This window comes from Streptomyces sp. Z26, assembly GCF_003665095.1.
GTDB lineage: Bacteria > Actinomycetota > Actinomycetes > Streptomycetales > Streptomycetaceae > Streptomyces > Streptomyces phytohabitans.
On the sequence record NZ_RCHV01000002.1, the window covers coordinates 1,803,601 to 1,828,614 of the forward strand.

The following is a 25,014-nucleotide window of genomic DNA, read 5'->3' on the forward strand; positions in this document are numbered from 1 at the left end:
ATGTCCACACGGACCGACCGACTCCCGCGCACCGCGCCGGAGCCCACCTCCCGGACCGCGCCGGGGACCGCCGGGCGCCCACCCGCGCCGTACGGCCGCCGCGCCGCCACCCTGGAGTGGATCGCGGTGCACGCGCTGGCGGTCGCCGCGGCGCTGTTCTTCGTGCTGCCGTTCGTCTTCGTGCTGCTGACCGCCGTGATGAGCGACAGCCAGGCGCTCACCCGCGACCTGTGGCCGAACACCTGGGAATGGGGCAACTTCCGCACCGTCTGGGAGACCCCGGGATTCCTCACCTGGTGGCGGAACACCCTGCTGTACGCGGGCCTCGGCACGGTCCTCGCCGTCGGCTCCAGCATTCCCGTCGCCTACGCGCTCGCGAAGTTCCGCTTCCGCGGCCGGAACCTGATGATGATGGCGGTCATCGCCATGATGATGCTGCCGCCGCAGGTCGTCATCGTGCCCATGTACCTGTTCTGGTCGAAGCAGCTCGGCCTCTCCGGCACGCTGTGGCCGCTGATCGTGCCGATGGCGTTCGGGAACCCGTTCACCATCTTCCTGCTGCGGCAGTTCCTGCTGACGATCCCCCGGGAGTACACGGAGGCGGCCCGGATCGACGGCTGCGGCGAGTTCCGGGCGATGGTCCGCGTCGTACTGCCCATGGCGAGACCGGCACTGGCGGCCGTCGCCCTCTTCCACTTCTTCTACTGCTGGAACGACTACTTCGGCCCGCAGATCTACGCCTCCGAGAACCCCGGCGCGTGGACGCTCAGTTACGGACTCGAATCGTTCAAGGGAGCGCACCAGACCGACTGGAACCTCACGATGGCGGCCACCGTACTGGTCATGGCGCCGGTGATCGTCGTGTTCTTCTTCGCACAGAAAGCCTTCATCGAAGGCGTCACCCTGACAGGAGTAAAGGGCTGAGCATGAAACTAGCTGTTGTCGGCGGCGGTTCGACCTACACGCCCGAACTCATCGACGGTTTCGCCAGACTGCGCGACACCCTCCCCCTCACCGAACTCGTCCTCGTCGACCCGGCCGCCGAGCGCCTGGAGACCGTGGGCGGGCTGGCCCGCCGTATCCTCGCCAAGCAGGGCCACCCGGGCCGCGTCACCACCACCACGGACGTCGACAAGGGCGTCGAGGGCGCCGACGCCGTCCTGCTCCAGCTGCGCGTCGGCGGCCAGGCGGCCCGCGCGAAGGACGAGTCCTGGCCGCTGGAGTGCGGCTGCGTCGGGCAGGAGACCACGGGCGCCGGGGGGCTCGCCAAGGCCCTGCGGACGGTGCCGGTGGTGCTGGACATCGCGGAACGCGTACGCCGCCGGGCCCCGGACGCCTGGATCATCGACTTCACCAACCCCGTCGGCATCGTCACCCGCGCCCTGCTCCAGGCCGGACACCGGGCCGTCGGGCTGTGCAACGTGGCGATCCACCTGCAACGCAAGTTCGCGGGCCTGCTGGGCGTCGCCCCCGAGGGCGTGCACCTCGACCACTACGGTCTCAACCACCTCACCTGGGAGCTGGCCGTACGCCTCGGCGGCCCCGACGGCGAGGACGTGCTGCCGTCGCTCCTCGACGCGCACGGCCCGCGGATCGCCGACGAACTCCGGCTCCCCGCGCCCGTACTGGCCCGGCTAGGGGTCGTGCCCTCGTACTACCTGCGCTACTTCTACGCGCACGACGAGGTCGTCGACGAGATGCGGACGAAGCCGTCGCGGGCGAGCGAGGTCGCGGCGATGGAGGCGGAACTGCTGGAGATGTACCGGGACCCCGCGCTGGACGAGAAGCCGGAGCTGCTCGCGCGGCGCGGCGGCGCCTTCTACTCCGAGGCCGCCGTCGCCCTGGCCGCGTCGCTCCTCGGCGGCGGGGCGGGGGACGGCGCGGACGCGGGCGGTGTGCAGGTCGTCAACACGTACAACCACGGCACGCTGCCCTTCCTCCCCGACGACGCCGTCGTCGAGGTCCCCGCGCGCGTCGGCCCGCACGGCGCCCGCCCGCTGCCCGCGCCCCCGCTCGACCCGCTGTACGCGGGACTCGTCGGGCACGTCTCCGCGTACGAGTCGCTGGCCCTGGACGCGGCGCTGCGCGGCGGGCGCGAACGGGTCTTCCGCGCCCTGCTGTCCCACCCGCTCGTCGGCCAGTACGCACAGGCCGAGCAGCTCACCGACCGCCTGCTCGCACACAACCGGGAGCACCTCGCGTGGCTCTGACCGACGCCTGCCTGGCCATCGACGCGGGCAACAGCAAGACGGACGCGGCCGTCGTCGCCGCCGACGGCGCCGTACTCGGCACCGCGCGCGGGGGCGGCTTCCAGCCCGCCGTCACCGGCGTGGCCGCCGCCGTCGGCGCCCTCGCGGCGACGGCCGCGCGCGCGGCGGCCGCCGCGGGCGCCGACGGTGCCCGGTTCACCGCGGCGGGCGGCGTCCCGGTGCTCGCGGACGTGTCCGCCTGCCTGGCCAACGCCGACCTGCCGCGCGAGGAACGCGAACTGGGCGCCGCCGTCGCCGCGTACGGCTGGGGTCGCGCCTCCCACGTCGCCAACGACACGTTCGCGATCCTCCGCGCGGGCCTCCCCGACGACGGCTCCGTACGCCACGGCGCCGCCGTCGTCTGCGGCGCGGGCATCAACTGCGTGGGCCGCGACGGCGCCGGGGAGACCCACCGCTTCCTGTCCCTGGGCCGGGTCTCCGGCGACTGGGGCGGCGGCGGCGGCCTCGCGGAGGAGGCGATGTGGCACGCCGCGCGCGCGGAGGACGGCCGCGGTGAGGACACCGAGCTGGCGCGTACGGTGCCGGGGCACTTCGGGCTGCCCACGATGTACGCGCTGATCGAGGCGCTGCACCTGGGCGAGCTGCCGTCGGTGCGGCGGCACGAGCTGGCGCCCGTGGTCTTCGAGACGGCGCGCGCCGGTGACGCCGTGGCGCGCGGCCTGGTGCACCGGCAGGCCGACGAGATCGTGTCCCTGGTGACGGTCACCCTGGAACGGCTGGATCTGCTCGGCCTGGAGACACCCGTACTCCTCGGCGGCAGCGTGCTCGCGGCACGCCATCCGATGCTCCAGGACCGGCTGACGGAGCAGCTCGCCGCCCGCGCGCCCAAGGCCGTACCGCGGCTGGTGACGGCCCCGCCGGTGCTGGGCGCGGCGCTCCTCGGCCTGGACCGGCTGGGGGCGCCCGAGGCGGCGTACGCGCGACTGCGCGACCACTTCTCGTGACCGCGCGCGCGGTCACGGGAAGTCCGCGGAGGGAGGCGGGGAGTGACGCGGAGGGAACGCGGAAACGGGTGCGGCGGGAACGGTGCCCCGGCGCCGGTGACGCGCGGACGGTGCCCCGGTTCGCGGCGGCGCGCCCGCACCCGCGCGCCGGGCGGCGCACCCTCCCGTACCGCCTTCCGTACCGCCTCCCGCACGGCCTCCGCGCGGGCCCGTTCTTTCGTCGGCATGCGCCGGGGTTTCGGGGGTACGTGCCCAGGACGTTCCCCCATGCGGCACACGCCACCCGCAAGTGAACTCCCGCCGCACACGGGAACGTTCGGGGCGCGCGGGGAACCGGACGGGCGCCCCGCGCGTGAAGAGAGTCGAGGACGTGGGTCGGTCGGCACACCAGGCGGCAGATCGCGATTCGAACAAGATCCCGGCACCGGCCGTGTGGCGACCGGACGGTTGCCGCCATACTGCTGGCCGTGGGCCCGAAGCCGTCGCGGTCCAGCGTCGTCGTCGGGCCGGGCCCCGCCGGCGTCCGAGGGGGAGGTCTCGACCCGTGACACAGCCGCCCGACGTGCGTACCGCGCCACCACCGGCCACGTCCCCGCCGGCAGGCGTGCCCGTACCGCACGCCTCCGCGCCTCCGCCGCCCTTCGAGCCGCGGCAGCACCAGCCGGTCTGGATCGAGGGCGCGAGACGGGCCCGGGAGGTCGCCGGTACGGAGCCCGGACGGCTTCTGATCATCGGGGCGGCGCTGGCCGCCCTGATCATGGCGTTCGGCGTGACCACCGCGTGGCAGGTGCACGACCGCCGGTCGTCCGCGAGCACCGTCATCGAGCACAGCGAGCCGCTGGCCCGTGACGCCGCCCGCATCTACCGCTCCCTCGCCGACGCCAACACCACGGCGTCCACCGGCTTCCTCGCGGGCGGCAACGAGTCGCTCGCCGTACGCAAGCGGTACGAGCAGGACATCCAGATGGCGTCCGAGCTGGTGGCCAAGGCGGCGGCGAACTCGGAGGGCGCCGAGTACGCGCAGTACCAGATCACCATCCTGAACCGGGAACTGCCGCGCTACACGGGCATGGTCGAGTCCGCGCGCGTGAACAACCGGCAGGGCCTCCCGCTGGGCGGCGCCTACCTCCGCTACGCCAACGACCAGATGACGGCGGAGCTGCTGCCCGCCGCCCGCAAGCTCTACAAGACCGAGATCGACGCGGCGTACGACGACTACCACGGCGCGCGCGAGTGGCCCCTGAGCGCCCTCGGCCTCGGCGTGGTCACCCTCGGCGCGCTCGTGTGGGCCCAACGGCGCCACTACCACCGCACGAACCGCGTCCTCAACCCCGGCCTGGTCGGCGCCACCGTGGTGACCGTGATCACCCTCGGCTGGCTGGTCGGCGGGCACACGATGGCCCGCTCCGACTTCACCGACGCGCACAAGGAGGGTGCCGTCTCGATGAGCATCCTCACCGACGCCTGGACCAACGTGCTCCGGGCGCGCGGCGACGAGAACATCTGGCTCGTCGGGCGCGGCTCCGGCAAGGACTACGACGCGATCTACGAGAAGCGCATGAAGGCCATCGCCGGTGAACGCGGCGAACGCGGCGGGCTGCTCGCCCAGGCGCTCGCCATCGCCGACGACCGCGCGGGCAGCGAACCGGTCCAGGAGGCCATCGCCGGGGTCAACACCTGGCGCGAGAAGCACCGGGACGCCCGTACGAAGGAGGAGAGCGGGGACTACCAGGACGCGGTGAGCCTGGTGATCGAGTCGAAGGACAGCTCCGAGGAAGCCTTCAACAAGGTCGACAAGAAGCTGCGCGAGGCGAGCGTGCACGAGCAGGGCCAGTTCCTGGGCGCGGCCCGGGACGGCCGGGACACCCTGGGCGGCCTGCCGGTCGGGGCGACCGTACTGGCCGTGCTGGGCGCGCTGGGCGCGCTGCTGGGCATCGGCCGACGGCTCTCGGAGTACCGGTGAGGTCGAGGGGAGAGGCGGCGACGATGGGACCGAAACGCAGGGAACGACGCTGGGCCGTCGCGGTCAGCGGGCTGGCGGTGGCCGCCACGGCGCTGGCGCCCGCGCTGCTGCCCGGCGGCACGGGCGACCGGCCGGACGACCGCGCGGGGCACGGACGCCTCGACGAGGACCCGGGCGGCGAACGGGCCGCGGACGGCGGTACGGACGCGCGGCCCGCGTCCGCGCCGCGCGCCCCCGCGGCACCCGCCGCGCCGGACGACCCGAAGCCGGAACGCGAGGTCTGCGCGGACGGCAGCGACCCGGCGGCCAGCCTGAAGCCGTCCGGCGCGGACGGCGAGGCCGTCAAGCGGATCAAGGACCGCGGTCGGCTCGTGGTCGGCGTGGACCAGAACAGCTACCTGTGGGGCTACCGCGACCCGGCCACCGGTGACCTCGAAGGCTTCGACATCGACCTGGTCAAGGCCATAGCCGAGGACATACTCGGGGACGACGCGGAGATCACGTACAAGACCATCCCCACCGACCAGCGCATCCCGGCCATCCAGGACGGCGAGGTCGACATGGTGGTCCGCACGATGACGATCAACTGCTCGCGCGCCGAGGAGGTCGCGTTCTCCAACGCGTACTTCGAGAGCGGCCAGCAGCTGCTCGTGCCGCAGAGCAGCCCCATCGACGGGATCAACGAGTCCATCACCCGCAAGCGGATCTGCATCGCCACGGGCTCCACCGCCGAGGAGGTGCTGAACCGCGAGGAGTACCCGCTGGGCGCGGTGCTGGTGAAGGTCCCCAACCAGCTGGACTGCCTGGTGCGGGTCCAGGTCGGGGAGGCCGACGCCGTCCTGACCGACAACGCGCTCGGCGCCGGGCAGGCCGCGCAGGACTCGTCGGTGCAACTGGTCGGCGGGCTGGGTTCCATCGAGCCGTACGGCGTGGCCATGCACAAGGACGACAAGGACCTGGTCCGCCGGGTCAACAAGGTCCTGGATGACTACACCCAGGGCGGCGGGGGCAGCAAGTGGTCAGCCTCGTACGAGAAGTGGCTCGCGGAGATCATCCCCGACGACGACCCGAAGCCGCCGGCGCCGATCTACAGCGACGACTGACACGTACGGCGGCACGCGGCGCGCACGCACGGTGTGCGCCGCGCGGACGGCGTACGGCGGTGTGCGGCGGCGCGGCAGGGCCGCGGCAGGAAGCCCGACGGAGACAGTCCCGACGGAGACAGTGAGGTGATCGATGGGGCCCTCGGGACCCACCGGCCCGGTGATGAGCCGGGAGGAGGCGGACCGCGCCCTGGCGCGGCTGGACGCCGAGCACGAGGCCGTCGAGACCACCCTGTTGTCGCTCCAGGACCACGCCGGTCGCCGTCTGCTGGAGGGCGCCGACCTCACCGGCACCACCGCGCGCCGCTGGGCCGAGGCGGAGCGCGTGATGACGGTGCTGTGGACGGCGTACGACGTCTACGCCCGTGCCCTGCACCACGCCCGTGAGCTGCGCGCCCGCCGCCGCTGGCCCAGCCGCGACGACCTGGCGGAGCTGACCGCGCTGCTGCGCGGCAGGCACACGCTGTCCGTACCCGCCCCGGACGGGCCCGCCCCGGACGGCGACGCGGGCACCGCGGACCCGGACGAGGAGCTGACGCTCGGCGGGCTCGTCGCCCGCATGAACGCCGGGTACGCGCGCGCCCTGGACGTCGTCGCCGCCGCCGACTCCGTGTGGTCCGCGCTGCCCGCCCGGATAGACCTGCTGGCGGAGGAGTTGCAGCGCGTCCGCTCGCTGGCGCACTCCGTCGGGGTGCGTCCGGGCGAGCACCCGTCGGGCGACGAGCTGGACGACATCACGGACGAACTGACCGGGCTGCGCGCCGAGGTGCTGCGCGACCCGCTCGCGTTCTGGACGGCGGACGGGGGCAGTTCGGCGCCGGGCGTGGGCCGTCCGGACACCACGCGGTACGACGCGGCGGCGCGCGCCCTGGAGGACGTACGGCGGGAGATCGACGCCGTCCTCACCGTCCGGCAGGACGCGGAGCAGCGGCTGATGAGCCTGCGTGACATCCTGTCCCGCGCGGACCGCACGCTGGCGGAGGCACGTTCGGCGCGCGGCGAGGTGCTGGCGAAGATCGCCGCGTCCGAGGTGCCCGCGGTGAGCGGACCGCCGACGGCGCTCCAGGAGCAGCTGGTGCGCGCCGCCGACTACCGCAGGCACGCCCAGTGGCACCGGTTGTCCCCGCTGCTGGAGAGCCTGGAGCAGCGGGCGGAGGACGAGTTGGAACGGGCTCGCGCCTCGCTCTCCGCCGTGACCGCGCCGCTGGCGGTCAGGGCGGAGCTGCGTGGCCGACTCGACGCGTACCGTGCCAGGGTGTCCCGGCACGGCCTGGCCGAGGACCGGATGCTGATGGAGCGGTACGACGTCGCACGCCGCATGCTGTGGAGCGCGCCGTGTGACCTACGGGCGGCGGAGGACGCCGTACTGCGCTACCAGCGGGCGGCGCAGGAGATCCTGGTACCCCGGCAGGGCGGAGCCGCCCGAGCCGATCACAGGGGGGAAGCATGAGCGAAACGCCGGACGCGCCGAAGAGGCGGTGCCAGCGCCCGGGTTGCACCGGTGTCTACGAGGACATGGGCGAGGGCGAGCTGTACTGCGACACGTGCGGTCTCGCACCCGTCGTCTCGCCGGAGGGCCTGATCGGCTCGGCGCCGACGGGGCGCTCCGTGGCGCGCGGCGGCCTCCTGCCGGGTTCGTCGTCGATCCCGTCGTCGCGTACGTCGGCGCCGTCGTCGCGGTCCTCCTCGCAGTCGTCGCAGTCGTCGTCCCGCTCGTCGCACTCGGTGCGCTCGCAGTCGTCGCGCCGCTCCGTGTCGGGTCGGCTGTCCCGTTCGCTGTCGCACGGCGTCGGGTCCGGGCGGCAGGTGTCGGTCTCGGTGCGCAGTTCCCCGTCGCGCACGGTCGGCTCGGTGCGGGCCCGGATGGGCGTGGGCCTGGTGACGGTGCCGGACGTGCCGCGCGCCGACCCCGGCACGGTGGTGCTGCCCAACCCCGAGGTGCCGGAGCGCAAGCGCTTCTGCAGCATCAGCGACTGCGGCGCGCCCGTCGGCCGTACCCGGGGTGACCGGGCGGGGCGTACGGAGGGCTTCTGCACCAAGTGCGGCAACCCGTACTCCTTCGTGCCGAAGCTCCGCAAGGGCGACATGGTGCACGGGCAGTACGAGATCGTCGGCTGTCTCGCGCACGGCGGGCTCGGCTGGATCTACCTCGCGGTCGACCGCGCCGTCTCCGACCGCTGGGTGGTCCTCAAGGGCCTGCTGGACACCGGCGACCAGGACGCCATGGCGGCCGCGATCTCCGAGCGGCGCTTCCTGGCGGAGATCGAGCACAACAACATCGTGCGGATCTACAACTTCGTCGAGCACCTGGACCGCCGTACGGGCAGCCGCGACGGCTACATCGTCATGGAGTACGTCGGCGGCAAGTCCCTGAAGGAGCTGGCCAACGCCCGCCGTACGTCCGAGGGGCGCCGCGACCCGCTGCCGGTCGAGCAGGCGTGCGCGTACGGCATCGAGGCCCTGGAGGCTCTCGGCCACCTGCACTCGCGCAACCTGCTGTACTGCGACTTCAAGGTCGACAACGCCATCCAGCAGGACAACCAGCTGAAGCTGATCGACCTGGGCGCGGTCCGGCGCATGGACGACGACGACAGCCCGATCTACGGCACCGTGGGCTACCAGGCGCCCGAAGTCGCGGAGCACGGGCCCTCGGTGGCGTCCGACCTGTACTCGGTGGCGCGCACGCTGGCGGTCCTCACCTTCGACTTCCAGGGCTACACGAACGTCTTCGTGGACAGCCTGCCGGAGCCGTCGAACGTCGAGGCGTTCCAGCGGTTCGAGTCGTTCTACCGCTTCCTGGTCCGGGCGACCGACCCGGACCCGCACCGCCGGTTCGCCTCGGCAGCCGAGATGTCGGAGCAGCTCACGGGCGTGCTGCGGGAGGTCGTGGCGCTCCAGACGGGCCGCCCGCGACCCTCGGTGTCGACCCTGCTCGGTCCCGAACTGCGCGTCGTGGACACCGAGTTGCTGGCCGCCACCCGTGGCGACACCTCCACGCTGGGCGGCCGCAAGGCGTCGTCGCCGCTCTACTGGCTGCGGCGCGGCGGACGCGCCTGGGCCTCGGCCGTCGTGAACGGCACGACCGTCGGCGAGGGGGACGGGACGAAGGGTCAGGACGGCGCGGAATCGGGCGACGCCACGGCCGAACCGGGCGCCGCGAACGGCGCGAACGGCGCGAACGGCTCCGGCGGTACGGGTCGGGGTGCCACCCCGGGCACCCCCGCGGCATCCGCCGTACCGCCCGGCGCGGCCGGACAGGGCGCCGTACCGGCGGCGTTCGCCGGTGCCCACCCCGACGGCGGCCCCGCCCCCGGCACCCCGGCACCCACGCCCCTCTCGCCGCAGGGCGCCGGTACCCCCGTGCCGCTCGCGGCACCGGAGGGCCTCGGGGCGCCCTCGCAGCAGGGCCGCGTCGCCGGGCGGCACGGCGCGTACGTCGGCACGCCCGCACACGTACGGCTGCCCGGCCGCCCACCGCCCCCGCCCGGCGGCCCGGTCGGCGGGCACGGCAGCACCGGGCCCCGGCTCGTACCGCTGGAGGCGAGCACCGCCGCCCTCTCGCTGCCGGTGCCGAGGGTGGACACCTCGGACCCCAACGCGGGCTTCCTCGCCGGGATGATGACCTCCGCGCCCGCGGAGGTGCTCGCCGCCCTGCGGGACGCCCCGGTGCAGTCCGTCGAACGGCGCCTGCGCGAGCTGCGCGCCCGGCTGGAACTGGCCACGCAGGAGGGCCGCCGGGCCGCCGAGCGGGCGCTCGTCGACCTGGAGGCGGAGCACTCAGACGACTGGCGCGTGGTGTGGTACCGCGGCGTCGTCGGCCTGGTGTCCGGCGACTGGGAGTCGGCGGCGGTCGCGTTCGACGCGATCTACGACGCGTTCCCCGGCGAGCCCGCGCCGAAGCTGGCGCTGGCCATCTGCGCGGAGGTGCTGGGGCAGCTCGACAACGCCGCCGAGTACTACCGCCTCGTCTGGTCCACCGACCCGTCGTACGTGAGCGCCGCCTTCGGGTTGGCCCGCGTACGGCTCTCGGTCGGCCAGCGGCAGGGCGCCGTACAGACGCTGGAGTCCGTACCGGAGGCGTCCATCCACTTCACCGCGGCACGCGTCGCGGCCATCCGCGCCCGGCTGCGGGAACGCTCCCCCGAGGAGCACCTGCTCGTCGACCTGCACGCGTCCGCGCTCCAGATCGTCCGGCTGCGGGACATCGGGCTGGACGAGCGGCGCGGTGAGGAACTGACGACCGAGGTGCTGGGCAGAGCGCTGGACTGGGTGCTCGCGGGCCGGAACGGCGCCCCCGGCGGCCCGCACAGGCAGGGCCCGACGAGCGGTCTCCTGCTGGGCTGCCGCCTGGAGGAGGAAGCCCTGCGCGCGGGCCTGGAACGTTCGTACCGGAAGCTGGCGCGACTGGCGCTGACCGGTGCTGAGAGGATCGAACTGGTGGAACAGGCCAACAGGTTCCGCCCCAGGACGTGGGTGTGACGATGGCACAGGTCGACCAACTGTCCGCCTGCCCGAGCTGTGCGGAGCCGCCCGAGCAGGGCGACCTCTTCTGCGGCGCGTGCGGCTCGGACCTGCGGACCCCCGCACAGCGGGCCGCGGCGTACGACGACCGCCCGACGGCGGGGATGAACGACGAGCCGCTGCCGCGGCTCCCCGACGGCCCGGCACCGGGCGCGGCACCCGACGCCGCCGCGCGGCCGGAGAGCCGCAAGTCCGGCGGCGGTGGGGCGCGCGGCGGCGGGACCGCCCGTACGTCCCGCGGCGACGCGGCGAACCGCGACGCGGCGGCCGGTGGCGTGCCCGCCAACGGCCACGGCACGTCCGCGCCGGAGCACGCGCACACCTCCACCGAGGCAGACTTCCTCCTCCAGCCCGCCGCGCCGACGGCCCGTACCTCCGCCGAGCGGTCGGAACGCGGGGACGACGACGGCCGCGCGCACAGCACCGAGGACTCCGCGACCGGCGCGGACGCCTCGCCCCCGATGCCGCCCCCGCCGCCGCCACGGCCCGCGTCCGCGGCGCCCCGGCGGTCGTACACACCGCAGCCGTCGCAGGCCGTGGACCCGCGTACGGCGGACCCGCAGGAGTTGCGCGACGACACCCCCGGCCGTACCGCCGAGCCCTCCGGACCGGCCACGGCCGCCGCCGCGGCGAAGCCCGCCGTCCCGCGCTGCGTCGCCTGCGGCACGGGCGCGATCGACGCCGACGGCTACTGCGAGCACTGCGGCCACAAGCAGCCGCAGCCCCGCGACCACATGGAGCACGAGCTGCGCTACGTGGCCGCCGCCAGCGACCGCGGGCTGCGCCACCACCGCAACGAGGACTTCTTCGCCATCGACGCCCCGGTGATGGCCGACGGCACCACGGCCACCATCGCCGTCGTCTGCGACGGCGTCTCCTCGGCGTCCCGTTCCGACGAGGCGTCGGCCGCCGCCGCCGAGGCGGCCCGCGCGTCGATGAGCGTGTCCGTTCCGCGCGGCGTGCACACCCAGCAGGCGATGCACGAGGCGCTGCTCGCCGCGGGCAAGGCCGTCGCGGACCTCGCCACCGACGAGGACGCGGAGTCCCAGCGGAACGCGCCCGCGTGCACCATCGTCAGCGCGGTCACCGCGGGCGGTCTGCTCACCGTCGGCTGGATCGGCGACAGCCGGGCGTACTGGGTGCCGGAGGACCGTACGTCATCGGCCGCCCGGCTCACCGAGGACGACTCGTGGGCGGCCCAGATGGTGGCGGCGGGCCTGATGAACGAGGCCGACGCGTACGCCGACCCGCGGGCCCACGCGATCACCGGCTGGCTCGGCGCGGACGCGTACGACCTGGAGCCGCACACGGCGTCGTTCAAGCCGGAGCAGCCGGGGGTGATCGTGGTGTGCACGGACGGACTGTGGAACTATGCCGAATCAGCGGACGAGATGGCCGCCGCGGTACCGCCCGACGCCCGTTCACGGCCGATGCGATGCGCTCAGCACCTGGTCGGCTACGCACTGGACGCGGGCGGCCACGACAACGTAACAGTGGCACTCGTGCCGTTCCCGGCCCCCGACGAGAGGGCAGGATCGGCCTGACACCCCAGGGCCGGGGGGACCGGCGACGGGTCAACGGGGGCGGCGTGGGGAAACCGAGAGGGCACAGCTCTCGCCGGTTCTCCCCCGGTTGCCTCTCTGCCTGCTCACCCCGGAACAGGAGCGGACCACCATGGCCAACTTCTCGAAGTCGAGCGTCCCGCAGTTCTCGGTCAGCGTGTACCAGAACGCGCACCTGCCCGCGGGAGGGCAGGAGATCAACGCGATCGTCACGGTGACGTCGACCGGCGGCGGCACCTCGGGCGGCGTACCGCTGCCGGTGGGCGTCCAAGCGGGCACGCCACCCGGGCAGAGACCGGACGCGGCGGTCGTGGTGATGGTCGACTGCTCCGGCTCGATGGACTACCCGCCGACGAAGATGCAGAACGCGCGCCACGCCACCGCGGCCGCCATCGACACCCTGCGGGACGGCGTCGCGTTCGCCGTCGTCGCCGGCACCCACCAGGCCAAGCAGGTCTATCCGGGCAGCGGGCGGCTGGCCGTGGCCGACGCCACCACGCGCGCGGCGGCGAAGGACGCCCTGCGGCACCTGTCCGCGAGCGGCGGTACGGCGATCGGCAACTGGCTGCGGCTCGCGGAACGGCTGCTGGCCTCCGCCGACGTGTCGATACGGCACGGCATCCTGCTCACCGACGGGCGCAACGAGCACGAGGACCCGGAGCAGTTGCGGGCCGCGCTCGACGTGTGCGCGGGCCGCTTCACCTGTGACGCGCGGGGCGTCGGTACGGACTGGGAGGTCAAGGAGGTCACGGGGATCGCCTCCGCGCTGCTCGGTTCGGCGGACATCGTGGCCGATCCGGAGGGTCTGATCGCCGACTTCAAGCGGATGATGGAGTCGGCCATGGGCAAGGAGGTCGCCGATGTCGGACTCCGCCTGTGGACGCCCCAAGGGTCTGTGATCCGTTTCGTCAAGCAGGTTGCGCCAACTGTAGAAGATCTCACCGAACGTCGTACCGAGTCCGCGCCCCGTTCCGGCGACTACCCGACCGGTTCCTGGGGTGACGAATCTCGCGATTACCACGTCTGCATCGACGTCCCGGCGGCCGAGGTCGGCAGTGAAATGCTCGCCGCACGCGTGTCGTTGGTGCTCCCGTCCCCGGACGGGAGCGCGCCGCAGACGCTGTCGCAGGGCCTGATCAGAGCGGTGTGGACGGACGACTCGACCGTCACCACCCAGATAAACCCGCAGGTGGCCCACTACACCGGGCAGGCGGAGCTGGCCCAGGTGATCCAACTCGGCCTGGAGCTGCGGAAGTCCGGCGACGTACCCGGCGCGACGGCGAAGCTCGGCCGGGCGGTGCAGCTGGCCAACGCCTCCGGGAACGCGGAGACTGCGAAACTGCTTTCGAAGGTGGTCGACGTGGTGGACGCTGTGACGGGTACTGTTCGACTGAAGGCGAAGGTCGCCGACGCCGACGAAATGACCCTTGAAACGCGGTCGACTAAGACAGTCCGTGTGAAGAAATAGCAGTACGGAGGGGGAGGCACGAGATGCCGACTTGCCCGAACGGCCACCGGTCGGCGGCCGACGACTGGTGCGAGGTCTGCGGTCACCGCATGGCGCCCGCGCCCGGCGCCGCCCCCGGTGCGGCCGCGCAGCCGCCCGCACCGGGCGCACCGCAGGGTTACGGCTACCCGGGAGCGCAGAGCGCGCCCCCCGGCGCCGGTCAACCCGCGTACGGATACCCGGGACCCGGCCAGCAGCCGGGCCGCGCCGAGGCGTGCCCGCAGTGCGGCACGCAGCGCGAGGCGCAGGCGCCGTTCTGCGAGGGGTGCCGGTTCAACTTCCTGACCAACTCCCCCACCGCGTTCAGCCCCACCGCGCACCCGGGGCAGCCCTACCCGCCGCAGCAGCCGTACGGGTACCCGGCCCAGTACCCGCCGCCCGGCCCGCAGGGCTACGGCTACCCGCCACCCGCGGCGTATCCGCCCCCCGGCCAGCCCATGTACGGCTACCCGGCGCCGGGTCAGCCGCCCGTGCACCCGGGTGCGCCCGGCCAGCCCGCGTACGGATACCCCGGCGCGCAGCCGCCCCCGCCCGTGCACCCGGGCGCCCCGGGGCAGCCCGCGTACGGATACCCGGGCCAGCCGCCGGTTCCCGGCCAGCCGGGACAGCCCGGTCAGCCGGGTGCGCCCGCCCACCCCGGTCAGCCCGGTCAGCCCGGCGCGGCCGGTCAGCCCGGAGCGCCCGGCCAGCCCGCGTACGGCTACCCGGGTCCGGCCCAGCAGCAGCCCGGCCAGCAGGCCCCCGAGGCCGCCCCCGCCGGTGCCCCGGCGCCGGAGCCGCAGGGCGGCGAGCCGGAGCAGGCGCCGGTGCCGGAGCGCGCACGGCTGTCCGCCGTCGGCCCCAACGGCTCGGTGCCGGGCGGCGGTCCGGTCTCGCCCGTGGCCCCGCCGCCGCCGGGCGGCCCGCAGGCCGGCCAGCCCGAGGCCGGTGGCCGACCCGCCGCCGGTGACTGGATGCTGTCCCCGCCGAGCGCACCCGTACGCGAGGAGCCCCCGGCCCCGAGGCCGGTCGGCGGCTACGGCTTCCCGCCCCTCGTCGACGCGCCCCCGCCCGGCGGTGCCTCCGCACCCGCCCCGGCAGCGGCGCCCGCTCCCGCGGGTGCGGCGGCGCCCGGGGTGTTCGGCAGCCCGAGCGTGCTCGGTTCGCCTCCCGGCCAGGCCGCGGCGGCGCCCGCGGGCGCACCCGCCGGTGTCGGCCTGGAGACGGGCTGGACGGCGCGGATCGCCCCGGACCGCGAGTACTTCAAGGCCATGATGGAGCGCAGCGGCCCGGACGCCTCCGAGTTGGACCTGCCGCCGGCCGAGGCCGCGCGGGAGATCCCCCTCAGCGGGAACCAGATCACGATCGGGCGACACCGCCAGTCGTCCGGCGAGATACCCGACATCGACCTGGCCAGCTCGCCGGAGGACCCGGGCGTCTCGCACGCGCACGCCGTGCTCATCCAGCAGCCGGACGGCAGTTGGGCGGTGGTGGACCAGGACTCCACCAACGGCACGACGATCAACGGCAGCGAGGAGCCGATCCAGCCCTTCGTGCCGATCCCGCTCTACAACGGTGACCGCGTCCACGTCGGCGCCTGGACCACCATCACGGTCAAGCAGCACTGACGACCGGCCGGTGCCCGTCGGGCACCGGCACGCGACGCACGTACGGCGGCCCCCGGCCGGACCTCCACGGTCCGCGCCGGGGGCCGTTGGCGTGTGCCGGGGGCGCGGCGGGCGGGCACGGGTTCGGGGCGCGGGGGTTCGGGGCGGGCGCGGCGAAGTGCCGTACGGGCGGCGGGGGTTCGGGTGGCGGGGCGACCTGACGGGCCAGCGGCTGACGGGGCGTACGGGAGCCGGGGCGTACGGGAGCCGGATGACGGCGCGTCAGGGTGCGAGCGGCCAGGTGTGGGCACCGTACGGCGCGTCGAGCCAGGCCCACTGCCGACCGTCGCGCACGGTCACCCCGTAGCGGCTCCGCTCCGGGCGACCCACCGCCTCCCAGAGGGCGTACGCCGCGTGCCCCGGCAACCGGCCCCGGGTGAGCGCGAGCAGGAAGTGGAACGCGTCGCTGCGCCGCGCGTCGGCGGGCAGCCCGTCCGTACTGCCGACGTGGTGCGGCGCGGGGGTGGGACCGCGCAGCGGTACGAAGTACGCGGGGGTGGGGAGGAAGCGGCCCGAGGCGTGGCCGCCGTCGAGCACGCGGAGCGCGACCAGCCCGGTGGCGAGCGGGGCCAGGACGAGCGCGCCGGGCGTGCACCGGGCGAGCCACGCGGTGGGGACGGCGGACAGGGCGCAGGTGGCGATGATCCGGTCGTACGGGGCGTGTTCGGGGCAGCCGCGCGCCCCGTCGCCGGTGACCACGGCCGGGTGGTGACCGGCGGCGGCGAGGTGCTGTCGGGCGGCGGAGGTGATCTCCGGGTCCAGGTCGACGGTGGCGACGTTCCGGTCGCCGAGCCGGTGGGAGAGCAGGGCGGCGTTGTAGCCGGGCCCCGTACCGACCTCCAGCACCCGCATCCCGTCCCGCACCCGTAGGGCCTCCAACATGCCCGCCATCAGGGACGGTTGGCTGCTGGAGGAGACCGCTTCCCCGCCGCGCCACCGGGTGGCCAGCGGCACGTCCCGGTAGACGCCGCGCAGCCAGCGGGCCCGCCCCTCCGGGGTGGGGTCGTCCCGGCGGCGGCGCTCACGGGCGCCGGTGTCGGTGCCGGGCGCGTAGTAGCAGGGTACGAACAGCTCGCGCGGCACCTCCTCGAACGCCCTGCGCCAGGCGGGGTCGGTCAGCGCGCCCGCCGCGATCAGCTCGTCCGCCAGGCGGTGGGCCGGGTCCGTCGGTGCGCCCGTACGACCGTTCATCTCTCCACTGTGCTGCGCGGGCGCGCCCCGCGCGAGGGGGCGGGGGTGGGGGTTGCGGGGGCTGTGGCGGGGGGCGGTTCGCGGGTGGGGCGCGAGGACGCGTCTCGCGGTGGCACCCACGGCGCGAGCCCGGAGGCGTACCCCCGTGCCGGACGCCGCGAGATCCGGTCCAGCGGATCGCTGGACGACGTCTCGCGCCTACGGGGCGAACGCCCGTTCCCCCAGTCCGCCCGTTCCCGGCACGAGAGGAGACCCCGATGCCGCACCCCACCGGCGCCGCACCGCTCCCCGAGAATCGGGATCGCGACCGGGACCGGGACCGGACTCCGGCCGCGCTGCGCGTCGCGGTGATCATCGGCAGCACCCGGGAGGGGCGGGCGGGCGGCGCGGTGGGCGAGTGGTTCACGGAGCGGGCCCGACGGCGTACGGACCTTGAGCTGCGGCTCGTGGACCTCGCGGGCTTCCGCTTCCCGGAGCGCTATCCGGAGCGGCCGTCACCCGACATGACCGCGTTCTGCGACGAGGTGGCGCGCGCGGAGGGCTTCGTGGTGGTCACCCCGGAGTACAACCGCAGCTTCCCGGCGTCCCTGAAGCAGGCGATCGACTTCGCGTACGACGAGTGGCACGCCAAGCCGGTCGCGTTCGTGTCGTACGGCAGCAGGTCGGCCGGGCTGTTCGCGGTCGAGGCGCTGCGTTCGGTCTTCACCGAGCTGCACACCGTCACGGTGCGGGACGGCGTCGGCTTCGACCTGCTGGCGGGCCTTCCGGGCGAGCCCGGGCGGCCGACGGAGGACGCCGAGGAGCGGGCCGTGACCGGCATGCTCGACCAGCTCGTCTGGTGGGGGCTGGCGCTGCGCGAGGGGCGGACGGTGCGGCCGTACGTCACCTAGGCGATGTCCGGGCGCGGTCGCCCCGCGTCCCGCGACGGGCACCCACCGAAGCGGTCGCGGGCGAGGGGTGGCGGCCGGGAGCCGGAAGCGGTAGAGGGATGCAGTACGCGAAACAGCACAGAAGCGACATCACACCACACACACGGAGTTCCGGAATGAGTGAGAAACGGGAGGGACCGGCGATCGAGACGTCGGGTCTCGTCAAGGTCTTCGGAGACAACCGCGCGGTCGACGGAATCGACCTGACCGTCCCGACCGGCGCGGTCTACGGCGTGCTCGGGCCCAACGGCGCCGGGAAGACCACCGCCGTGAAGATGCTCGCCACGCTGCTCCGCCCGGACGGCGGCGAGGCCCGGGTCTTCGGCCACGACGTGGCGCGCGAGGCCGACGCCGTACGCAGCCGGGTCAGCCTCACCGGACAGTACGCCTCGGTGGACGAGGACCTGACCGGCACGGAGAACCTGGTGCTGCTCGCACGGCTGCTGGGGCACCGCAAGCCCGCCGCGTACGCGCGCGCGGCGCAGCTGCTGGAGGCGTTCGGCCTGACCGACGCCGCGTCCCGCCAGGTGAAGAACTACTCGGGCGGCATGCGGCGGCGCATCGACATCGCCGCGAGCATCCTCAACACCCCCGACCTGCTGTTCCTCGACGAGCCGACGACCGGCCTCGACCCCCGCAGCCGGAACCAAGTCTGGGACATCGTCCGCGCCGTCGTCGCCCAGGGCACCACCGTGCTGCTGACCACCCAGTACCTGGACGAGGCCGACCAGTTGGCGTCCCGGATCGCCGTCATCGACAAGGGCCGGGTCATCGCCGAGGGCACCAAGGGCGAGCTGAAGGCGTCCGTCGGCGCGGGCTCCGTGCACCTGCGGCTGCGGGAGGCGGCACAGCGTTCCGAGGCCGAGGCGCTGCTGACCCGCGCCCTCGACGCCCAGGTGCAGGTCGAGCCCGACCCGGTGGCCCTCACCGCCCGGATAGGTGCGGGCGACAGCGGGCAGGGCGCGGCCGAGCAGGCGTCACGCGCCCTCGGGGAGTTGGCACGCGCGGGCATCGTCGTGGACACCTTCTCGCTGGGCCAACCCAGCCTGGACGAGGTGTTCCTGGCGCTCACCGACCACCCCGCGACCACCCGCGAGTCCGCCGCCACCGCCACGTCCGCCACCTCCGCCACGTCCTCCGAGGAGGCCGCAGTATGAGCACCGCGACGACCACCGACACCCGTGACGAACACCTCGCCCCGGTCAGCACGGACAGCCTGGCCGCCCTGCTCGTCGCCAAGGAACGACCACCCCGGCCCACCGCGAGGAGCGCGTCGGTCACCTTCGGCTGGCGCGCGATGCTGAAGATCAAGCACGTACCGGAGCAGCTGTTCGACGTCACCGCCTTCCCGATCATGATGGTGCTGATGTACACGTACCTCTTCGGGGGCGCGCTGGCCGGCTCGACCTCGGAGTACCTCCAGTTCCTGCTGCCGGGCATCCTGGTCATGAGCGTCACCATGATCACGATGTACACGGGGGTCGCGGTCAACACCGATATCGAGAAAGGCGTGTTCGACCGCTTCCGCACCCTCCCGATCTGGCGCCCGTCCCCGATGGTCGGCTACCTGCTGGGCGACCTCATGCGCTACGCCCTGGCCTCGGGCGTGATGCTGGCCATCGGCATGCTCCTGGGCTTCCGGCCGCACGGCGGGGTGGTGGGCGTGCTGGCCGGAGTGGCGCTGCTGCTGGTGTTCTCGTTCGCCTTCTCGTGGATCTGGACCATGTTCGGGCTGCTGCTGCGCTCCGAGAAGTCGGTCATGGGCGTGAGCATGATGGTGCTGTTCCCGCTGACCTTCGGCAGCAACATCTTCGTCGACCCGAAGACCATGCCGGGCTGGCTCCAGACGTTCGTGAACAACAGCCCGATCACCCATCTCTCGTCCGCCGTACGGGACCTGATGGCCGGTGACTGGCCCGCCGCCGACATCGCCTGGTCGCTCGGCTGGTCGGGCGTGCTGCTGGTCGTCTTCGGGACGCTGACGATGCGGCTCTACAACCGCAAGTGAGCCGGACGGCCCGGCGCTCGGCCCGCTCGGATGGCCGGGCGACCGGGCGACCGGGTCGCCGCCCCGCCGCTCTCGCCCCACGGTCAGAGACGCCAGCGGGGGTCGGTGCCGCTGTCGGGCTGGTAGCGGCAGGCGGCACCCGTCGACACCGTGGCCCGGAGGTGCGCCGCCAACTCCGGATGGCGCTCGTCCAACTTGCGGAGGCTGTCCCGGATGCGGGCGGTGACCGTCTTACGGGCCCGCTCCGACTCGTCCCCCAGGCGGCGACTGCGTCCTCCGAGTCCGGCCGCCGCGCGCAACTCCCGTAGCAGCGCGGCCCGTTCCCGGTCGTGGTCCGCCGCCCGGCCGTCGTCGCCGCGCTCCACTGCGCGGTCGATCTCCTCGTCGAGCTGCGTCAGCCGCAGCTTGTAGCGCGCCTTCGCCTCGTCGTCGAGCACGTCGTCACCCCCCAACCGGCGGGCGGCGACGACCACTTCCCCGCCCGCCGGGTCCAGCAGCCGCACGGCCGGGATGTCGGTGCCGGGGCTGCCCAACAGGGTGTGCAGGTCGCGCAGCCCCTTGGCGTCGGGCATGTGGACCGTGCGGCCGCCGAGGCGCAGCGTCCACACCGCGCCCTCCCGCCGGAACTCCCCCGCGGGCGGCGCCTCCCGGCCGCCCGCCCGACCGCCGTCCCGGCTCCCGTCCGGCTCCCCTCCCGGGCCCCCGGTCTCCGGCTCCCCGCCGTCGCGCTCTCCACCGTGTCCCCCGCCCTGCCCCCCGACGCGCCGCGCCTCCCCCGGCCCGGCGTCCCCCTCGGTGTCCGGCGCGTCCGCGATCCGCACCGCGGGCGGCGGGGCCGGGGCCAGCCGGGTGCGCCGGGCCCGCTCCGCGACGTGCGCCATGCCGCACGCGGTGGCGTCCCGTTCCGCGTCCTCCAGCAGGGCCGCTGCCGCGCGGGCGTCCCCCGGCGCGCCGCGTGCGAGCAGCGCCTCCCCGAGGCGTGCCCGCGCCGTCACCGCCCACAGGTCGGCCCGCAGCCGGTCGGCGGACTCGGCGGCGGCGGTGAACCCCTCGACCGCCTCGTCCCAGCGCCCTTCCGCCGCGTCCAGCCGCGCGAGCCAGAAGGCCATCGGCCCGCTGATGTCGCAGCCGTGGTACGAGACGGCCCACTCGTGCGCGTACGGCGCGATGGCCCGCCGCGCGCGCTCGCACAGGTCCGGGTCCCGCGACTCCGCCGCCACCTGCGCCTGGAAGCGCAGCCACAGCGACTCCTCGCTGCTCGGCAGCGGTTCGGGCCGCTCGGAGATCTCCGCGAGGTGCCGCAACGCCTCCTCCAGGTCGCCCCGTTCCACCGCGGTGATGCCCGCGAGCAGCCGGGGGTTGGAGTGGCCGCGCTCGGTGAGCGCGGCGTGCACCGCGCCCAGTTCGGCGAAGCGGCCCTGCGCCAGCCGCAGCGCCCACAGCACATGGCCGGTCATGGCCCCGAAGCCGGGATGGTCGTGCTCGTGCCCGTCCCCGGCGGCGGCCGCCTCCGCGAGTCGCGCCTCGGCCTCCTCGAACCGGGCGCCCAACGTGGCGATGATGCACCGGTCCAGGGCGGACGCCATCCGCATCCGCTCGCCCGCGTCCCGCGCCGCCATGCCGACGAACGCCTCGAACCGCTCGTGGTAGCGCGGGTCCCCTTGCTCCAGCAGCGCCACCCAGCTGAGGGCGACCGCGAAGCGCTCGGCGTCGTCGTCGGACGCCCGGCGCGCGACGGTGATCATCTCCTCGGTCAGCGCGGCCCGTTCCACCGCCGTGCCGGGACCCCAGACCAGGTTGTGCCGACTCCAGAGGCTGAACGACAGTGCCTCGTCGTCGTCTCCGCTCCGGGCCAGTACGAGGGCGCGGACGGCCAGTTCGCGGGCGAGGCGGTCCAGGCACGGCCCGTCCGTCTCCGCCGGGTCGTCCACCGCGTGCGCGCCCGCCGCCCGCCGCGGCTCCTCCGCACCGGCGGCCGCGCCACCGCCCTCGGCTGAGGCTCCCCCGCTCCCGCCACCGGCTCCCCCGGCCCGTACGCCGTCCCCCCGTGCGCCGTACGGCCCGCCGTCCGCCTCCGGACCGTCCCGCACCAGCCTGCGGTGCGCCTCGACCAACAACTCCCCCGCCCGCCGCGGATCGGCCTCGCTCCGCCCGCCCAGCCCGTGCACGGTGAGCGCCGCGCGCGCGAGCAACCCGTCGTCGTCGAGCGCGCGGGCCCGCCCCACCGCCTCCCAGAGAACCCGCCAGCCCTCCCGGAGGTCACCGCACGCGTGCAGCTCCACCCCCAGGTCCAGGCCGATGACGACGCGGCGCCGCGGCTCGTCCCGCTCCGCCCGTTCGAGCGCGCCCCACAGGTGCCCGACGCTCTCCTCGAACGCGAGCCGCTCACCCGCGTCCCGCGCCGCCGCCAGCAGGTGGTCCACCGCGCGCGCCGGCGGCAGCGCGCCGCCCGCGAGCCGCGCGTGGTGCGCCAAGTCGGCGGGCCCCAGCCGCCCCGGCCCCACGCCCGCCGGTGCGGGCGCGGGCGCCGCGTCGCCCTCCAACGCCCGTACGACCGCCGCGTGCCGCCCGGCGGCCTCCTCCTCGCCCAGCGCGCCGTACAGCGTCTCCCGCACCAGGTCGTGCGCGAACGCGAACCGGCCCGCCCCCCGTGCCACCACCAACCGCGCCGCCACCGCCTGCTCCAGCAACCGGTCCACCTGCGGCACCGGCGCCCCCACCGCCGCCGCCAGCACCCGCCGGTGGAACTCCCGGCCGAGCACCGCCGCGTCCGTCAGCAGCCCCTCCACGGGCGGCGGCAGCTGGGCGAGCCGCCGCCGCAACGCGTCCCGCACACCCGGCGCGACGCCCGTGACGGTGCCGCCGCTGCGCCACAGCCGGGCGGTCTGCTCGACGAAGAACGGGTTCCCGCCCGTACGCCGACGCACCTCCGCCGCCAGCTCCGGGCCGGGCTCCGCGCCCGCCGTACGCGCCATCAGCGCGCCGACCTCCCCGGCCGCCAGGCCGGTCAGGGTCACCGTCGTCGCCCGGGACAGCAGCGGCATGATCAGGGGGCGCAGCGGGTGGTCTGCGGACTCGACCTCCACGTCGCGGTACGTGCCGACCAGCAGCACCCGCTCGAACCACGTGTGCTGGGCCGCGAACTCCAGCAGCCGCAGCGACGCCGTGTCCGCCCAGTGCAGGTCGTCGAGGACGACGACCACCGGCCGGGTCTGCGAGACGGAGACCAGCGCGCTGGCCACCGCGTCGTACAGCTGGAAGCTCTCGACGCCCTCCGCCCCGCGCGCCTCCCCCAGCAGCACGGACAGCCCGCTGCCCGCGGCCCGTTCGGCGGCCTCCCACTCCGGGCCGGTCGCGGCGCGCCGCAGGCCGCGCAGGACCTGCACCCACGGCCAGTAACCCGGCGCGTTCTCCGAGTCCCAGCACGAGCCGCCGAGCACCAGCGCGCCCAGCCGCCGCGCCTCCTCCGCCGCCCCGGCGACCAGCGCGGTCTTGCCGATCCCGGCCTCGCCGGTGACCAGCACGAGACCGCGGTGGCTGTGCGCGGCGCGGTCGATCTCGGCGCGCAGCACTCCGGCGGGATGGTCGCGGCCGATCAGGGCGTGGGTCTCGGGGATGCCAGTCATGGTCGTCCGAACGTACCCGCCGCCACTGACAACGGACCATCCCGGACGTACCGTGACGAACCCTTCGCCGGGTGCTCCCCGCGCCCGTTCCGGGCCGTCCCCGTTCCGCCCGGGGCCGGTCCCGTACGCCGCGCCGTCTGCGACCATGGGGAACGTGATGGAGATTCCGCGCGGCACCTTGCAGACGCAGACCTTCTACGAGCAGGTCGGCGGCGAGGACACCTTCCGACGGCTCGTGCACCGCTTCTACGAGGGCGTCGCCGAGGACCCGCTGCTGCGCCCCATGTACCCGGAGGAGGACCTCGGTCCGGCGGAGGAGCGGCTGACGCTGTTCCTCATGCAGTACTGGGGCGGCCCCCGTACGTACAGCGAACAGCGCGGGCACCCGCGGCTGCGCATGCGGCACGTGCCGTTCACCGTGAACGAGGCCGCGCACGACGCGTGGCTGCGCCACATGCGGGACGCCGTGGACAGCCTGGAACTGGACCCGGAGCACGAACGGCAGCTGTGGGGCTACCTGGTGTACGCCGCGCGGTCCATGGTCAACTCCGCGGAGTGACCGCCCGGCCGGGCCGGTGCGCCACCCGGCCCGGCGCGCGCGGCCCGGACCCCGCCGCCGTCAGACCGGCGTGACCCCGAGCCCGCCCCCGGCGGCCCCTTGGAGGCCACCGCCCGTACGCGCGATCACCGACCCGTACGCCGTACGCAGCCGCAGCCACGGCCCCGTGCCGTAGAGGCCGACGGGGGCCGCGGCGTCGCGCAGGAAACCGAGCGCGTGGGCCGCGTGGACCGCCCGCAACGGCAGGTCCGTACCGTGGAGTCGCCGCTGCCAGATCTCCTCGGCGAGGCCGTCGAGGGCGTCACGCGTACGCTCCTCCGCCGCCAGCCGGTCCGTACGCTCCCGGAACTCCGCGACGACTCCCGCCGCCGCCTCCCGTACGTCCCCGGGCGGCAGCTCGCCCTCCTGGCGCCAGCCGCCGCGCGGCGGGAGCAGCCCCGCCCAGGACGGGCCCGTGACGGCCGCCGGGACCCGTACCGACTCGTGCGGCTCGTCGACCCCCTCCAGCAACTCGCCCGCGGAGACGGTGGTGTCCAGCTCCGCCGTCTCCAGCAGTCGGGCGGTCAGCACGGCCAGCACCTCGAAGCGGGCGGGGCGGGCGAAGACGCCGAGGACACCGTCGCCCGCCTGGAGCCGCACGGCCGCGCCCTTCTCCCAGCGCAGCAGGCGGCCGAGGAAGGCCGCGAGCCCGGCGGCCTCGCCGGGGTCAGCGAAGACCAGACGCGGCACTGTCATCGAAGTACCCCTCCAGGAAGGTCTTCTCCTCGGGCGTCAGCCGACGGGGGCGGCCCCGCTCCAGGTCGTAGGGGACGATGACGGTGCGGGCGCGCGCGTATACCTCCCCCGGGTCCTTGATCTCGTAGTCCAGCGTCGCGGACGCGGCGTTGACCTTGGTCACCCACGTCTCGATCGTCACCGGGGTGTGCCGGTGGACGAGCGGCCGGAGGTAGTCGATCTCGTGCCGGGCCACGACCGAGCCGCCCTTGAACGACCCGGCGGCGGAACCCGCCCCGGTCTCCGCCTCCTCCGCCAGCCGGAACATGAGGTCGATACGGGCTTCCTCCAGATAACGGACGAAGACCACGTTGTTGACGTGCCCGAAGGCATCCATGTCCGACCAGCGCAGGGTGCACTGGTATTCGTGCCGCACGCTCAGACCATCACTCTCAAGAACCGGCGGGCCCG

18 protein-coding genes are annotated in these 25,014 nt (G+C 74.6%); 14 read left to right on the top strand and 4 right to left on the bottom strand.

What is annotated here, in order from left to right; genetic code table 11:
- The 10 genes from D7M15_RS07925 (at position 1) to D7M15_RS07970 (ending at position 15,477) form a co-directional block, all read left to right on the top strand.
- Positions 1-924: a carbohydrate ABC transporter permease gene (locus D7M15_RS07925; protein WP_121516844.1), complete on the top strand. Its 924-nt coding sequence runs from the start codon at positions 1-3 to the stop codon at positions 922-924.
- 2 nt (positions 925-926) lie between these two features.
- Complete coding sequence (locus tag D7M15_RS07930) at positions 927-2,210, top strand: 6-phospho-beta-glucosidase (RefSeq protein WP_121516845.1); 1,284 nt, start codon at positions 927-929, stop codon at positions 2,208-2,210.
- Entirely contained in the window at positions 2,201-3,214 is a 1,014-nt protein-coding gene (locus tag D7M15_RS07935) for a BadF/BadG/BcrA/BcrD ATPase family protein (protein ID WP_240649181.1), read from the top strand. Before D7M15_RS07930 ends, D7M15_RS07935 begins: the two co-directional genes overlap by 10 nt.
- Positions 3,215-3,758: 544 nt before the next feature.
- Positions 3,759-5,177 (top strand): hypothetical protein, encoded by a 1,419-nt coding sequence (locus D7M15_RS07940; protein WP_121516846.1) that lies wholly within the window; start codon positions 3,759-3,761, stop codon positions 5,175-5,177.
- 23 nt (positions 5,178-5,200) lie between these two features.
- Positions 5,201-6,280 (top strand): glutamate ABC transporter substrate-binding protein, encoded by a 1,080-nt coding sequence (locus tag D7M15_RS07945; protein ID WP_121516847.1) that lies wholly within the window; start codon positions 5,201-5,203, stop codon positions 6,278-6,280.
- Between the two features lie 133 nt (positions 6,281-6,413).
- Entirely contained in the window at positions 6,414-7,730 is a 1,317-nt protein-coding gene (locus D7M15_RS07950; RefSeq protein WP_240649182.1) for a hypothetical protein, read from the top strand.
- Positions 7,727-10,759, top strand: coding sequence for a serine/threonine-protein kinase (locus D7M15_RS07955; protein WP_121516849.1), 3,033 nt, complete (start codon positions 7,727-7,729; stop codon positions 10,757-10,759). The genes D7M15_RS07950 and D7M15_RS07955 overlap by 4 nt, the downstream gene beginning before the upstream one ends.
- A gap of 2 nt (positions 10,760-10,761) precedes the next feature.
- Positions 10,762-12,345: a protein phosphatase 2C domain-containing protein gene (locus tag D7M15_RS07960; RefSeq protein WP_121516850.1), complete on the top strand. Its 1,584-nt coding sequence runs from the start codon at positions 10,762-10,764 to the stop codon at positions 12,343-12,345.
- A 130-nt stretch (positions 12,346-12,475) separates the two neighbouring features.
- Positions 12,476-13,831 carry a VWA domain-containing protein gene (locus D7M15_RS07965; protein ID WP_121516851.1) on the top strand — a complete coding sequence of 452 codons (1,356 nt, stop codon included), beginning with the start codon at positions 12,476-12,478 and terminating at the stop codon, positions 13,829-13,831.
- 23 nt (positions 13,832-13,854) lie between these two features.
- Positions 13,855-15,477, top strand: a complete 1,623-nt coding sequence (locus tag D7M15_RS07970; protein WP_121516852.1) for an FHA domain-containing protein — start codon at positions 13,855-13,857, stop codon at positions 15,475-15,477.
- Between the two features lie 261 nt (positions 15,478-15,738).
- Here D7M15_RS07970 and D7M15_RS07975 read toward each other — a convergent pair whose 3' ends face one another.
- The gene (locus D7M15_RS07975) at positions 15,739-16,707 is read right to left on the bottom strand and encodes a methyltransferase domain-containing protein (protein WP_121516853.1); all 969 of its coding nucleotides are present in this window, start codon (positions 16,705-16,707) and stop codon (positions 15,739-15,741) included.
- Positions 16,708-16,964: 257 nt separating this feature from the next.
- Here D7M15_RS07975 and D7M15_RS07980 point away from each other — a divergent pair, with 257 nt between their 5' ends.
- The 3 genes from D7M15_RS07980 to D7M15_RS07990 all read left to right on the top strand — a co-directional run bounded on the left by D7M15_RS07980 (position 16,965) and on the right by D7M15_RS07990 (position 19,644).
- Positions 16,965-17,597, top strand: coding sequence for an NAD(P)H-dependent oxidoreductase (locus D7M15_RS07980; RefSeq protein WP_121516854.1), 633 nt, complete (start codon positions 16,965-16,967; stop codon positions 17,595-17,597).
- A 155-nt stretch (positions 17,598-17,752) separates the two neighbouring features.
- A complete protein-coding gene (locus D7M15_RS07985; RefSeq protein ID WP_121516855.1) occupies positions 17,753-18,793 on the top strand; it encodes an ATP-binding cassette domain-containing protein in 1,041 nt (346 codons plus the stop codon).
- Positions 18,790-19,644: an ABC transporter permease gene (locus D7M15_RS07990; protein WP_121516856.1), complete on the top strand. Its 855-nt coding sequence runs from the start codon at positions 18,790-18,792 to the stop codon at positions 19,642-19,644. The genes D7M15_RS07985 and D7M15_RS07990 overlap by 4 nt, the downstream gene beginning before the upstream one ends.
- Before the next feature lie 83 nt (positions 19,645-19,727).
- Here D7M15_RS07990 and D7M15_RS07995 read toward each other — a convergent pair whose 3' ends face one another.
- Complete coding sequence (locus D7M15_RS07995; RefSeq protein ID WP_121516857.1) at positions 19,728-23,270, bottom strand: AAA family ATPase; 3,543 nt, start codon at positions 23,268-23,270, stop codon at positions 19,728-19,730.
- Between the two features lie 154 nt (positions 23,271-23,424).
- Between D7M15_RS07995 and D7M15_RS08000 the strand changes: the two genes are divergently transcribed.
- Entirely contained in the window at positions 23,425-23,829 is a 405-nt protein-coding gene (locus D7M15_RS08000) for a globin (protein ID WP_121520417.1), read from the top strand.
- 60 nt (positions 23,830-23,889) lie between these two features.
- On the opposite strand, the gene D7M15_RS08005 is transcribed toward D7M15_RS08000, so the two are convergent.
- Positions 23,890-24,564, bottom strand: a complete 675-nt coding sequence (locus D7M15_RS08005; RefSeq protein ID WP_121516858.1) for a hypothetical protein — start codon at positions 24,562-24,564, stop codon at positions 23,890-23,892.
- Entirely contained in the window at positions 24,536-24,979 is a 444-nt protein-coding gene (locus D7M15_RS08010) for a thioesterase family protein (RefSeq protein ID WP_121516859.1), read from the bottom strand. The genes D7M15_RS08005 and D7M15_RS08010 overlap by 29 nt, the downstream gene beginning before the upstream one ends.
- Positions 24,980-25,014: the final 35 nt, after the last annotated feature.

Excerpts from the sequence above, each read along its gene's own strand:
- D7M15_RS07925 (WP_121516844.1), top strand. The coding sequence starts at position 1 with ATGTCCACACGGACCGACCGACTCCCGCGCACCGCGCCGGAGCCCACC.
- D7M15_RS07930 (WP_121516845.1), top strand. The coding sequence starts at position 927 with ATGAAACTAGCTGTTGTCGGCGGCGGTTCGACCTACACGCCCGAACTC.
- D7M15_RS07945 (WP_121516847.1), top strand. The coding sequence starts at position 5,201 with ATGGGACCGAAACGCAGGGAACGACGCTGGGCCGTCGCGGTCAGCGGG.
- D7M15_RS07950 (WP_240649182.1), top strand. The coding sequence starts at position 6,414 with ATGGGGCCCTCGGGACCCACCGGCCCGGTGATGAGCCGGGAGGAGGCG.
- D7M15_RS07955 (WP_121516849.1), top strand. The coding sequence starts at position 7,727 with ATGAGCGAAACGCCGGACGCGCCGAAGAGGCGGTGCCAGCGCCCGGGT.
- D7M15_RS07960 (WP_121516850.1), top strand. The coding sequence starts at position 10,762 with ATGGCACAGGTCGACCAACTGTCCGCCTGCCCGAGCTGTGCGGAGCCG.
- D7M15_RS07965 (WP_121516851.1), top strand. The coding sequence starts at position 12,476 with ATGGCCAACTTCTCGAAGTCGAGCGTCCCGCAGTTCTCGGTCAGCGTG.
- D7M15_RS07970 (WP_121516852.1), top strand. The coding sequence starts at position 13,855 with ATGCCGACTTGCCCGAACGGCCACCGGTCGGCGGCCGACGACTGGTGC.
- D7M15_RS07975 (WP_121516853.1), bottom strand. The coding sequence starts at position 16,707 with ATGAACGGTCGTACGGGCGCACCGACGGACCCGGCCCACCGCCTGGCG.
- D7M15_RS07980 (WP_121516854.1), top strand. The coding sequence starts at position 16,965 with ATGCCGCACCCCACCGGCGCCGCACCGCTCCCCGAGAATCGGGATCGC.
- D7M15_RS07985 (WP_121516855.1), top strand. The coding sequence starts at position 17,753 with ATGAGTGAGAAACGGGAGGGACCGGCGATCGAGACGTCGGGTCTCGTC.
- D7M15_RS07990 (WP_121516856.1), top strand. The coding sequence starts at position 18,790 with ATGAGCACCGCGACGACCACCGACACCCGTGACGAACACCTCGCCCCG.
- D7M15_RS07995 (WP_121516857.1), bottom strand. The coding sequence starts at position 23,270 with ATGACTGGCATCCCCGAGACCCACGCCCTGATCGGCCGCGACCATCCC.
- D7M15_RS08005 (WP_121516858.1), bottom strand. The coding sequence starts at position 24,564 with ATGACAGTGCCGCGTCTGGTCTTCGCTGACCCCGGCGAGGCCGCCGGG.